Genomic DNA, 12690 nt, shown 5'->3' on the forward strand with positions numbered 1-12690 from the left:
CGATGTGCGCATCGTCCTGTTCACCGACCAATGGCTGTCGCCGATATCAGACCTCGCCGAAGTCACCATCGTCAGCCCGCTCGAAGTCGCCTCGCCCTATGACACGCTGGCGCCGGCAATCGCCCAGATGGAGGCGCTGGTCGCCCATATCGTTTCGACGCTGGGCGACGACGCGCGCGCCCGCATTGAGCGGCTCGAAAGGGTGCGACATGCCAATGCCGTGACACTCGACAGCGACCCGCAAGAGAACGGCGCGCGCAAGATACCCGGACCCCGCAAGACGCCGGGACCCAAATCAGCAAAGCAGGACGACAAAGCATGACCCAGGCCCTACCCAAACGAGACGAAGCCTTCCGTGCCGGCGAAACGGCCCTGCTGCTCGTCGACATGCAGCGCATCTGGCTGGAGCCGGGCGCAGATCCGTCGCATCCGGAGCGTGGGCCCGATCACTATTTCTACCGGCAGACATCGTCACAGACGATCCCCAACCAGGAGCGCCTGCTGGCCGCTGCGCGGGCCAATGGCGTCGAGGTGCTGCACACCATCATCCAGAGCCTGACCGAAGACGGCCGTGACCGCTCGCTCGACCACAAGCTGACGCCGATCCATGTCGCGCCCAGCCTCCCGGAGGGTCTGCCGGTGCCGGCGCTGGCGCCGGTCGGCGACGAGATCATGCTGCCGAAGACGTCGTCCGGCATCTTCAACTCGACCAATGTCGACTATCTCCTCAAGAACCTCGGCATCCGCTATCTCGTCGTGGTCGGCGTGCTGACCGATCAATGCGTCGACATGACGGTGCGCGACGGCGCCGACCGCGGCTATCTTGTCACCTGCGTATCGGATGCCTGCGCCACCATTACGCAGGAACGCCACGACATCGCGCTCAAGGCCTTCGGCGGCTACTGCTGGGTGGCCGATACCGACACGGTCGTCGGCCGCTTCAACGCTTTGGGAAAACCGGCATGACATCGACTGTCGAGCCTCTGGTTGCCGTCGTCACCACGGATCTCTCCGCCGTCACGCGGGGCCGCTTCGTTGCCGAAGGCAAGTTGCAGAAGACCGCCACGACCGGCGTCGGTTGGCTGCAGGCCAATCTGTCGCTGACGCCGTTCAACTCGATCGTCGATCCCAACCCCTGGGGCTCGTCGGGCGACCTGCGGCTTATCCCCGATCTCAAGGCGCGCTTTCGCACGACACGTACCGGATCGGCGACGCCGTTCGACATGGTCGCCGGCGACATCGTCGAGCTCGATGGCAGCCCATGGCTCGGCTGCACCCGCACGATGCTCAAAGAGGCGCTGGCCGATTTGAAAGCCGCAACCGGCCTGTCGGTCATCGCCGCCTTCGAGCATGAATTCAATGTCGCCGACGGCGGCTTCGCGCCGGCGCATTCGATGTCTTTCGCCGCATTGCGCCGCACGGACCCCTTCGCGCCCAACCTGATGGCGGCGCTCGAGGAAGCCGGAGACGCTCCCGAGGTGGTCATCGCCGAATTCGGCGACGAGCAGTTCGAGGTGACGCACGAGCCGGCGGACGCGCTGACGGCGGCGGACCGCGCCGTCGCCATCCGCGAAATCACGCGCGAATTGGCGCGCAATGCCGGCTGGCGTGCGAGCTTCGCGCCCAAAACCGCGCCAACTGCCGTCGGCAACGGCGTCCACATCCATTTCAGCTTTGTCGACGAGGCCGGCAAGCCGGTGACATACGATCCAACGCAGCCCGGAGGTCTTTCCGCCAAAGCCGGCGCCTTCTGTGCCGGCGTGCTGCGCCATCTGCCTGGAATGACCGCGATGACGGCGTCGAGCGTGTCGTCCTTCTACCGGCTGAAGCCGCACAGCTGGAGTTCGTCCTATACCTGGCTCGCCGACCGCGACCGCGAGGCGTCGCTGCGCATCTGCCCGACTGTGACGATCGGCGGACGCGATCCGGCGCGGCAATACAACATCGAATACCGGGCCGCTGACGCCACCGGCAATCCCTATCTGTCGCTGGCGGCGATCATCCGCGCCGGGCTGGAAGGGCTGAAGGCGGGCCTGCCGTCGCCGCCTTTGGTCACCGGCGACCCGACACTGATGAGCGAGGCTGAGCGGGCGAGTCTCGGTCTGGTGCGCCTGCCCGAAACCCTGCCCGTGGCACTGGACGCGTTGCTGGCCGACGGCATCGTGACGGGATGGTTCGCGCCTGTCTTCATCGAAACCTTCGTCGGCCTCAAGCGACATGAGTCCGAGCGTCTTGCCGGTCTCGATCCGGCCTCCATCTGCGATCTCTACCGGACGCTCTATTGATGACCGCGCAGGCCAGAAAAGATTGGCCCGAGGCCGTCGAGGTCCTCAACGAGCACGGCCGCTCCGATATCGTGCTGTTGTGTGAGCATGCGTCCAACCACATGCCGGCCGAGTATCGGCAGCTCGGCCTCGATGCCAGCCATCTGCAGCGCCACATCGCCTGGGATATCGGCGCCGCCGAAGTGACCCGCCTGCTGTCGTCGAAGCTCGATGCACCGGCCTTCCTCAGCGGTTACTCGCGGCTGCTGATCGACCTCAACCGGCCACTGGGCACGCCAGGCAGCATTCCGGTGCTGTCGGAAGACACCGACATTCCCGGCAATGTCGGCATCGATTCGGCGGAGCGGATCCGGCGCGCCGAGATCATCTTTTCGCCGTTTCATGACCGGGTGACTGCGTATCTTGACCGCCGGGCGCAAGCAGGCCGGCAGACCCGGATCGTGACGATCCATTCCTTCACGCCGGTCTTCCTCGGTGTCAGCAGACCCTGGCATGCCGGCGTGCTGCACGACCAAGCAAGAGATCTCGCAGAAACGATCCTTTCGGGCCTGCGCACCGACGCCGGGCTCAATGTCGCGGCCAACGTGCCCTATGTGATCAGCCGCGACGCCGATTACGCCGTGCCCATTCATGGCGATGATCGCGGCATCCCCGCCGTCCTCGTCGAGATCCGGCAGGACCTTTTGTCGACACGGTCCGGCATCGAGGAATGGGCGGACCGGCTGGCGGCGGCACTGCCGGCGCTCGAAACGGAATCCGTGTCGTGAGCAATCTCAGCCTGCGCGAACGTGATGCCGCGACCATCGCCCAGATCGGCAAGCTGCGTTTCTCCCCGCTCAGCGTCATCGGCGGCCGGGGCAACCGGCTGATCGAGGAAGGCGGCCGCTCCTTGCTCGACCTGTCGGGATCGGCCGGTCCGGCGGTGCTCGGCTACGGCCATCCGGCAATAGTCGAAGCGGTCGAGACGTCGATCCGCGACATGGCGGGCGCCAGCCTGCTGCTCTACCCGAACGAGCCCGCCGTATCGCTGGCGGAGCGGCTGCTGGCGATTACGCCCGGAGAAGGCGAACGACGCGTCTGGTTCGGCCATTCCGGGTCGGATGCCAATGACTGCGCGGTGCGCGTGCTGCAGGCAGCCACCGGCCGCTCGCGCTTCATCTCGTTCATCGGTTCCTATCACGGCAATCTCTCCGGCTCGATGGGCATCAGCGGCCATACCGCCATGACCCACACGCTGCCCCGGCCGGGCGTGCTTCTGCTGCCCTATCCCGATCCGTACCGCCCGAATTTCAGCAGCGAGGACGTGCTTGCCCTGCTCGACTACCAGTTCGAGACCACCTGCCCGCCGCATCAGGTCGCGGCGGTGTTCATTGAGCCGTTGATGTCGGATGGCGGGCTGATCGTGCCGCCGCCCGGCTTTCTCAAGGCATTGCAGGAGCGTTGCCGCAGGCACGGCATCAAGATTGTCGTCGACGAGGTCAAGGTCGGGCTCGCTCGCAGCGGCATGATGCACTGCTTCCAGCATGAAGGACTGACGCCGGACCTCGTCGTCTTCGGCAAAGGCATCGGCGGTGGCTTGCCGTTGTCGGCCGTGATCGGCCCTAAGGGGATCATGGACCATGCGCCGGCCTTCGCGCTGCAGACAACCGCAGGCAATCCGGTGGCGACATCGGCCGGCAACGCGGTGCTGAAGACGATCGAGACGGACGGCCTGGTCGAGCGCTCGGCGCGGATCGGCATGCTGTTTTCCGACGCATTGCGGGCGCTTGGCGACAGACACGAGATCATCGGCGACGTGCGCGGGCGCGGGCTTGCCATCGGCGTCGACCTGGTCAAGGACCGCACGACACGTGAGCCGGTTGCGGCGGCGACCACGGCCAAGATCATCTATCGCGGCTATGAGTTGGGTGCAGCCTTCACCTATGTCGGGTTGAGGGCCAATGTGCTGGAGTTCATGCCACCGCTGACGCTGACGGAAGACGAGATGACCGAGGGCGTCGCGATCGTCGACCAGGCAATCGCTGACGTGAATGCCGGCAAGGTCTCGGATGCGGACGTCGCCTCCTTCATGATGTGGTGAACAAAAAAGGCGCCGCGCCGGGCTGCGACAGCGATTGTCTCGGCAGCCCCGGCTCATCGTTGTGCAACAATTATTCCGCGATACGCACGATCAGCTTGCCGAAATTCCTGCCTTCGAGAAGGCCGAGAAAGGCCTGAGGCGCATTTTCGATGCCGTCCACGATATCTTCCCTGTAGCGGACGCGGCCGGACGCTATCCATTCGGCCATCTCGCGATAGAAGGCCGGGCGCTGGTCGACAAATTCGCGCTGGATAAAACCCCTTATCGTCAGGCTGCGGTGCAGCACTTGCTGCATCAATGTCGGCAACCGGTCGGTGCCGGCATCCGCGATGACGTTGTACTGCGCGATCAGCCCGCAGACCGGCACACGCGCAAATTCGTTCAGCAGCGGAAACACCGCGTCCCAGACAGGACCGCCGACATTTTCGAAATAGATGTCGATGCCGCCGGGGCAAGCTGCCTTCAACTGCTCTGCAAAATCGTCGGCCCGGTGATCGACGACCGCGTCAAAGCCGAGCTCTTCTCGCACGAAGGCGCACTTTTCGGCACCGCCGGCAATGCCGACGGCACGCGCACCCTTGATGCGCGCGATCTGGCCAACGGCCGACCCGACCGCGCCGCTGGCGGCCGCGACGACGACCGTCTCGCCAGGCTTCGGCTGCCCGATGGTGAGCAGACCGGCATAGGCCGTAAAGCCCGGCATGCCGAGCACGCCGAGCGCGGTTGTTATGGGTGCAGCCGCGGGATCGAGCTTGCGCAGCCCGACACCGTCGGACAGGGCGAAACTCTGCCATCCGGAGTGGGACAGGACGATATCGCCTTCAGCAAATTCCGGATGGCGAGAGATCATCACACGCGCGACGGTGCCGCCTTCCATCACACCGTCGACATCGACCGGCTTGGCATAGGATTTGGTGGCGTTCATACGACCGCGCATATAGGGATCGAGCGACAGATAAAGGATCTGCAACAGCAGTTCGCCCTCTCCCGGCTGGTCAAGGTCAACCGTCTCGATGCGGAAATGATCCGGCTTCGGCCGGCCTTGCGGTCGCGCCGCGAGCACGATGCGGGTGTTGGACTGGATTGACATGGAGACCTCTCCGCGAAGGATGTTCTACTAGAAAAACCGGTTGGGCGGCCGCTTCAAGCCGAGATTCTCGCGCAGTGTCGACCCCTCATATTGCCGCCTGAAGATGCCTCGCCGTTGCAATTCCGGTACCACTTTCTCGGCAAAATCATCCAGCCCTGCCGGCAGGTAGGGAAACATGATGTTGAACCCGTCAGAGCCCTCGGCAACCAGCCATTCCTCCATCTCGTCGGCGATTGTTTCAGGCGTGCCGACAAAAGCAAGGCCGGAATAGCCGCCCAGCCTTTGCGCAAGCTGCCTGACGGTCAGGTTCTCCTCGCGTGCCAGTTCGATGACGCGCTCGCGGCCACTCCTGCTCGCATTGGTCTCGGGGATTTCGGGCAAGGGCGCGTCCGGGTCAAATCCGGACGCATCGTGTCCGATCGCGATCGACAGCGAGGCGATGCCGCTCTCGTAGTAGACGAGGCTGTCGAGCTTCGCCCGCCTGGCCTGCGCGTCCTCGACGCTGTCGCCGACAACGACAAAGGCGCCAGGCAGGATCTTGATGTCGTCACGCGAGCGGCCGAGTTTCTCCGCACGGCCTTTGACGTCGGCAAAGAAACGCTGTCCCGCCGCGATATCCGCATGGGCGGCGAAAATGACCTCCGCTGTCTCCGCCGCCAGTTGGCGTCCAGCCTCCGACGCGCCGGCCTGGACGACGACCGGCCAACCCTGGATTGGCCGGGCGATGTTGAGCGGCCCACGCACCGAGAGATGTTCGCCCTTGTGGTCGAGCACATGCAGCCTGGCCGGATCGAAATAGAACCCGCTTTCGGCGTCGCGGATGAAGGCATCGTCGGCAAAGCTGTCCCACAGGCCGGTGACGACATCGTAGAATTCCCGCGCCCGCCGGTAGCGCTCATCATGCTCGACATGCTCGTCGAGGCCGAAGTTCAGCGCCGCGTCAGGGTTGGACGTGGTGACGATGTTCCAGCCGGCGCGTCCACCGCTGATATGGTCCAGCGAGGCGAAGCGGCGAGCAACATGATAGGGCGCGTCGAACGTCGTCGATGCGGTGGCGACCAGCCCGATATGGTCAGTGACGGCGGCGAGCGCCGACAGTAGCGTGAACGGCTCGAACGAGGTGACCGTGTGGCTGCGCCGCAAAGCCTCGATCGGCATGTTCAGAACGGCCAGATGGTCGGCCATGAAGAAGGCGTCGAACTTCGCCGCTTCCAGGGTCTGGGCGAAGCGCTTCAGATGCGCGAAATTGAAATTGGCGTCGGGATAGGCGCCCGGATAGCGCCAGGCGCCGGTGTGCAGGCTGACGGGGCGCATGAAGGCGCCGAGGCGCAGTTGTTTTCGTGTCATGAAAGATGTTCCGCCGATCGATACAGTCGAGCACAGTGCTCGAATCCTTCTCAGGATCGGACGGTCAGCCCAACTCGGGAAGGTATTCTGTTCCGCTGCGCCGGGCTTTTGCAGCATTTCAGTTTTGCGCCTGATACCCCAGGACAAAAAAGGCCGGGCTCGAATACGGCCCGGCCAAAAAGAAGGTCAAAACCTTCAGAGGGGAACACCGTTCGGCGAAATGGGAGGAAACCGCCGAACGATTTTACCTTTTTGAGCTTATTTCCAAGCCTTGGCGACGAATGGCATTCCAAAAAACATGCCAAACGGCAAAAATTCGTGCCAGGCGACCGTCACGAACCCACCGTTCCAGTCTCCAGAAGATCGGCATAGTGGCGGCGTGCCACGTCGGGATGGGAACGCAGCCGGCTTTTGAGCACATTGGTGCCGACATCGCGGAACAAGGGGTTGTCGGGATCGCTTGCCGGTCCGCGCGCCTGCGCCGCCAGTTCCTCGGAAAGGCCGAGAAGCGGGATGGTCGCATCGAGCCGCGCGCTGAAGAAGAAGGGAACGGAAATCCGCTCGACGCCGGCAGGCGGCGTCACGACGCGGTGCACGGTGGCCCGCAGATATCCATTCGATGCGAGTTCGAGCAGTTCGCCGATGTTGACGACCAGCGTTCCGGGCAGCGGATCCACATTCACCCAGCTTCCGTCATATTCGACCTGCAGCCCCTTGTTGTCGTCCTGCAGCAGCAGGGTCAGGAAGCCGCCATCCTTGTGCGCGCCGACGCCCTGGTCGCCTTCGGTCGCGTCACGGCCGGGATAACGAACGATCTTCATACGATGGTTGGGCGAGTCCCGGTAGATCGCGTCGAAGGCGTCCTCGGGCTGATCGAGCGATAGCGCGAAGGCTTTCAACAGCCGAATCGCCACCGCGGTCGCCTTGGCCTGCCATGCAAGCAGTGCCGGCTTGAGCTCCGGCAGTGCAGGCGGCCACTGGTTCGGCCCCTGCAGCCGTGTCCACGGTGCAATTCCAGGTCCCTGCGCTATGGGCTGGCGCTCGACGCCGATGTCGAGTTGCTCACGCCAGTCGGCCGCGCCCTTGGTCAGTTCGCCACCGGCGCGGGTATAGCCGCGGAACTGCTGGGATTTGACCATTTCGATCGCCAGCTTGTCGGCCTCCGGCAGCGCGAAGAACCGGCGCGAGGCGTCGATCACGTCGTCGATCTCCGAGGCCGAAATTCCGTGGCCGCTGAGGTAAAAGAAGCCGACGTCCCGAGCCGCCGTGCGCAGGTCCAGGAGAAAGGTACGATACTCGGAAGCACCTTGTTCGAGACGGCTCAGATCGAGCACCGGCACAATTCTGGGCATGCTCAGGTTCCTTCTTTTCTCTGCCTTGGCTTAGGAGAAATAGAAGCGACCACCGGCAAGAGCTTCGAGAATGAATGCATCTCAAAGTGACACGCAAGGCGTGCCGATCAAAGCAACAGGAAGTCCAATCTGGCCCGAATGGAAGAACGTCAGCGCTGCATATTGTGAACTGCCGGCAAATAATTTCCCGACACGTGCTTTACCCGCCATGCCTCTCGTAGGCCGCACTTTCCAGTGCGACATCGTATAAGTCACAGCGGAAGCGCAACCGCGCGTGATCGCCTGTAAATCCGCCAGCCGACCGGCCGGAGCGCATTCAAGCCAGCTCGAACCGCTCGATGGCGCGCATGATGCCACGCAGCTCGGCGAGGCCTTTCAGCCGGCCGATCAGCGAATAGCCAGGATTGAGCCTGGTCTTGCCGATATCGTCGGCGAGCAGATGGCCATGGTCGGGCCGCATAGGAATGCGCCAGTCGGCGCGGCCTTCCCGACGGCGGCGCGCCTCTTCCTGCATCAGAGCCAGGATAACATGCGCCATGTCGGTGCCGCCCTCGAGATGCTCGGCCTCGTGGAACGAGCCGTCATCCTCGATGGTGATGTTGCGCAGATGGGCGAAATGGATGCGGTCGGCGAACTCCTTGACCATGGCGACGATGTCGTTGTCGGCGCGCGTGCCATAGGAGCCGGTGCAGAACGTCAGGCCGTTGGCGGGGCTGTCGACGGCGTTGAGGATGAAACGCGCATCCTCGGCGGTCGAAACGATGCGCGGCAGGCCATAGAGCGAGAAGGGCGGGTCGTCGGGATGGATGCACATGCGCACCCCCTCCTCTTCGGCCACCGGAATGATCTCGCGCAGGAACCAGGCAAGGTTGTCGCGCAGCTCCTTCGGTCCGATCGCATCATAGTCCGCCAGGGCCTCGCGAAAACTGTCCCTGTCATAGCTGCGCTCGGTCGCAGGCAGGCCGGTGATCAGGTTGCGCTCGATCCTGTCGATCGCTTCGCTGCTCAATTCCTTCAGCCGCGCTTCCGCCTCGGCAATGCGGGCGGGGGTATAGCCGGCCTCGGCATTGACGCGCTTCAGCACAAACAAATCGTAGGCCGCGAAATCGATGGCGTCGAAACGCAACGCATAACCTGTCGTTGGCAGCCGATAGGCGAGATCCGTGCGCGTCCAGTCGACCACCGGCATGAAATTGTAGCAGACCGTCGCAATGCCGGCCTTGGCGAGCGCGCGAATTGAGTCACGATAGTAGCCGGCATAGCGCTCGCGTTCCGGCGCGCCGATCTTGAATGAATTGTGGACCGGAATGCTCTCGACCACCGACCATGTCAGGCCGGCGGCCTCGATGACACGCTTGCGCTCCAGAATGCTCTCGAGCGGCCAGGCGCGCCCGTCATAGATATCGTGCAAGGCGCTCACCACGCCGGTCGCACCGGCCTGCCTGACATGATCGAGCGTTACCGGGTCGTTCGGTCCATACCAGCGCCAGCACTGTTCCATAGCCGCTTCCTTCTGCGAGAGGATGGCAACCTATTGTTGGACCACAATGGGTGTCAAACTAGGAACGGTTTCGGACAGCGAATGAAGGAGTTTTCCCAATGAAGGATTTCGACGGCAAGGTGGCTTTGGTGACGGGCACGACCGGGATTGGCCTCGCAACCGCCAGACGCCTCGCTGCAGGGGGTGCTGCGATCGTCGCCTGCGGCATCGACCGCGCGGCCAATACTGCGCTGAAAGCGGAACTGGAAAGCTCCGCAGCCGGGGCGCTGGTCATAGACGCCGACGTCTCCGTGCCCGATCAGGTTCGCGACGCGGTCGCGGCCGGCGTGGAGCGGTTCGGCGGCCTCGATATCATCGTCAATTCGGCGGCGGTGCATCCGTACGGAACCGCGACCAGCACCGATTTCGAGACCTGGAACAGGGCGATGTCGGTCAATGTCGGGTCCATCTATCTGACCGCACATTTCGGCATCCCGGAAATGGTCCGCATGGGCGGCGGCGCCATCGTCAACGTCGCTTCGGTGCAGGGCTTTGCCTGCCAGCAAAACGTCGCCGCCTATGCCACCACCAAGGGCGCCATCCACACGCTGACGCGTGCCCTGGCCCTCGACCATGCGCGCTCCGGCATCCGCGTCAATTCCGTCAGCCCGGGCTCGATCCGCACCCCAATCCTGGAGAAGGCCGCCCGCGGGCAGAACGGCACGGATGCCGATGTCGAGGCCGCCTACAAGCGCTTCGGCGAAGCGCACCCCATCGGACGCATCGGCGAGCCGGAGGAAGTGGCCGAACTCATCGCTTTCCTGTGTTCGTCGAAGGCCGGCTTCTGCACTGGCGCGGACTACAAGATCGATGGCGGCCTGACCGCCGGCATCGGCGTGAAGTAGATTGCGAAGATTGGGGCTTGTCCGTCACCGGGAGCAGCCAGCATCCGACAATTGGTTTGCCGATCTTCTTGCAGATCAATGCCCAAGCAAATTGAACACCGCACGGGCCACGCCGAACATGAAAGGGGGCGGTGCGATCGATGAAATAATAGGCATTGTTGCCGATTGACAAAAACATCAACAGGCGACCAAGATCATATGACCATCAACGATATTGGTCCCGAGGTTGCCCCTCGGCATTGGCGTAAAGGAGAGCCAGATGCCCCTTCAGCAGAGAGTGACCCATCGTCCTAAACAACGTCCCGCCGCTCCCATCCTCGCCACCGCACTGCTAGGTCTCGGCCTGATCACAGTGCCCGGCATCGGCCACGCCGACGGGATCACGCTCAAGATTTTCGGCGGCTCGGCGCTCGACGAACTCGCGCCGCGTCAACCGCCGGACGAGCAAAAGAAAATCCAGCAACAGGTCATCGACGGCTTCCTCAAGGCCAACCCCGACGTCGCCGCCGTCGAATGGGATGCCCAGGGGCCGCAAACCGATTCCATTCAGCGCGTGATGACCGCAAAACTTGCAAACCAGGAAATGGACCTGATCGCCTGCCCGGCCTTCTACACCAATGGCGCCTATGTCAGGCGCAAACTGGTGATGCCGATTGCCGACAAGATCAAGCCGTTCCAGGACAGGATCGACGCCGCTGCACTTGGCGCCTTCACGGTCAACGGCCAAGTCTACGGCGTGCCGATCTCGACGCTGTCGACATCGACGATCTTCTACAATGTCGATCTCTTTCAGAAGCTCGCCATTCCTGTCCCGCCAACCTATGACGACCTGAAGGCAGCCGTGCCGAAGTTCAAGACCGAGGGCGTGATCCCTCTGCTGCATCAGGGCTCGAACACCGTGATGTGGCCGATGTGGTACTTCGAGACCTTCTCGCAGGCCTCGGGCGACCCGGTCGGCAAGACGCAGAAGAACCTCGAGGGTACGGCCAAGTTCACCGACGCGCCCGATGTCGAGGGCTTCAAGCTGATCAAGCAATGGGTCGATGATGGCATCCTTTCCAAGGATTCGCTTTCCGTCGACCAGGACGGCATGCGTGCGGCGTTCGCCGCCGGCAAGAGCGCCATGTATTATGGCGGCACCTGGGAAATCCCGTCGCTCCAGTCGAGCGTCAAGGACTTCAAATGGGGCGTCTTCGCCTTTCCGAAAATGGACGGAACGCCGGGAGCGCCCGGCCATGGCGGCGGTGCCGACAACGGCATGTGCGTCGCCTCCTCGATCCCGCCCGAGAAGCTCGATGCCGCGGTCAAATTCATCGAATATCTGACACGGCCTGAAGTCGCGACGCTCTACCTCGCGCCGGAACAGCCGATCGCGGCCTCGATCAAGGGCGTGCCGCAGGTCGACGATGCCTATGCCGTCGAATTGCGCAAGCAAGCCTTCCCGAACACGATCAAGTTCCTCGACTGGATCTGGCCCTCGGAGGTCGCGAGCGCCACGTCTTCGGCAATCGCCGGCATCGTCGGCGGCACCACGACGCCCGAAGACGCCGCCGCATCGATCCAGACCATCTTCGATGACCTCAAGGCCCAGGGCAGCTGGCCGCCCAAATGAGGCCCTGAAGTAGCGCCTGCAAGCGAGCGCCCATCCAGCCGGGCTGATGTGCCAGGCAAGAAAAACAGAGGCTGCCTGCTTCGGGCAGCCTCGCCCATCGGAGAAAACACATGATGACACATCGCGCCGAACGGCAGCGCTTCTCGATCGGCTATCATCTGAACAGCTGGGACCTGACCGGCCTTCCGCTCAGGCCGGCCATCAAGTTTCTCGCCGACCAGGGCTTCGGCTGGTTCGAGATCCTCGCCTTCACCAGCCTGTCGGACCAGTACGCCCGCAAATACATGCAGCTCGGCAACCAGGCGCCGATGGGAGTGACCACCGACACCGACATCTTGCGGCGCTATGCGCTGCTGTCGGAAGGCCAGAGCGAGTATGGCATCAAGCTCTCCTCCTTCTACGTCAATGCGATCTTCACCAACCCTGTCGCCTGGCCTTATGAACGTGACGTGCTCGTCGCGCTGGCCAGGATGTTGAAGGGCTTCGGCTCACCGGTGCTGGTTCTCGGCGGCGGGCCCTCGGAAGCCGCTGCCGAGAAC

At 63.4% G+C, this 12690-nt stretch carries 10 protein-coding genes and 2 pseudogenes; 8 read left to right on the plus strand and 4 right to left on the minus strand.

What is annotated here, in order from left to right:
* From EN939_RS05530 to EN939_RS05550, 5 genes and pseudogenes are all read left to right on the plus strand, one after another.
* Window positions 1-322, plus strand: a pseudogene (locus EN939_RS05530) (MurR/RpiR family transcriptional regulator); the annotation flags it as partial.
* Window positions 319-966 carry a cysteine hydrolase family protein gene (locus EN939_RS05535; protein ID WP_127267229.1) on the plus strand — a complete coding sequence of 216 codons (648 nt, stop codon included), beginning with the start codon at window positions 319-321 and terminating at the stop codon, window positions 964-966. The pseudogene EN939_RS05530 and the gene EN939_RS05535, both read left to right, overlap by 4 nt.
* Window positions 963-2285: a glutamine synthetase gene (locus tag EN939_RS05540; RefSeq protein WP_127267230.1), complete on the plus strand. Its 1323-nt coding sequence runs from the start codon at window positions 963-965 to the stop codon at window positions 2283-2285. The genes EN939_RS05535 and EN939_RS05540 overlap by 4 nt, the downstream gene beginning before the upstream one ends.
* Complete coding sequence (locus tag EN939_RS05545; RefSeq protein ID WP_127267231.1) at window positions 2285-3052, plus strand: N-formylglutamate amidohydrolase; 768 nt, start codon at window positions 2285-2287, stop codon at window positions 3050-3052. Before EN939_RS05540 ends, EN939_RS05545 begins: the two co-directional genes overlap by 1 nt.
* Window positions 3049-4365: an aspartate aminotransferase family protein gene (locus EN939_RS05550; protein ID WP_127267232.1), complete on the plus strand. Its 1317-nt coding sequence runs from the start codon at window positions 3049-3051 to the stop codon at window positions 4363-4365. The genes EN939_RS05545 and EN939_RS05550 overlap by 4 nt, the downstream gene beginning before the upstream one ends.
* Before the next feature lie 70 nt (window positions 4366-4435).
* On the opposite strand, the gene EN939_RS05555 is transcribed toward EN939_RS05550, so the two are convergent.
* From EN939_RS05555 to uxuA, 4 genes are all read right to left on the minus strand, one after another.
* Complete coding sequence (locus tag EN939_RS05555) at window positions 4436-5455, minus strand: NADP-dependent oxidoreductase (protein WP_127267233.1); 1020 nt, start codon at window positions 5453-5455, stop codon at window positions 4436-4438.
* A 27-nt stretch (window positions 5456-5482) separates the two neighbouring features.
* Window positions 5483-6802 carry an LLM class flavin-dependent oxidoreductase gene (locus EN939_RS05560; RefSeq protein WP_127267234.1) on the minus strand — a complete coding sequence of 440 codons (1320 nt, stop codon included), beginning with the start codon at window positions 6800-6802 and terminating at the stop codon, window positions 5483-5485.
* Between the two features lie 332 nt (window positions 6803-7134).
* Window positions 7135-8154 carry an isopenicillin N synthase family dioxygenase gene (locus EN939_RS05565; RefSeq protein ID WP_127267235.1) on the minus strand — a complete coding sequence of 340 codons (1020 nt, stop codon included), beginning with the start codon at window positions 8152-8154 and terminating at the stop codon, window positions 7135-7137.
* A gap of 316 nt (window positions 8155-8470) precedes the next feature.
* Window positions 8471-9655, minus strand: a complete 1185-nt coding sequence (uxuA, locus tag EN939_RS05570) for a mannonate dehydratase (protein WP_127267236.1) — start codon at window positions 9653-9655, stop codon at window positions 8471-8473.
* Window positions 9656-9753: 98 nt separating this feature from the next.
* On the opposite strand from uxuA, the gene EN939_RS05575 reads away from it, so the two are divergent.
* The 3 genes and pseudogenes from EN939_RS05575 to EN939_RS05585 form a co-directional block, all read left to right on the plus strand.
* Complete coding sequence (locus tag EN939_RS05575; RefSeq protein ID WP_127267237.1) at window positions 9754-10539, plus strand: SDR family NAD(P)-dependent oxidoreductase; 786 nt, start codon at window positions 9754-9756, stop codon at window positions 10537-10539.
* A 259-nt stretch (window positions 10540-10798) separates the two neighbouring features.
* Window positions 10799-12151, plus strand: a complete 1353-nt coding sequence (locus EN939_RS05580; RefSeq protein WP_127267238.1) for an extracellular solute-binding protein — start codon at window positions 10799-10801, stop codon at window positions 12149-12151.
* A 110-nt stretch (window positions 12152-12261) separates the two neighbouring features.
* Window positions 12262-12690, plus strand: a pseudogene (locus tag EN939_RS05585) (sugar phosphate isomerase/epimerase family protein); the annotation flags it as partial.

The organism is Mesorhizobium sp. M7A.F.Ca.CA.002.05.1.1 (assembly GCF_003998335.1).
Lineage (GTDB): Bacteria > Pseudomonadota > Alphaproteobacteria > Rhizobiales > Rhizobiaceae > Mesorhizobium.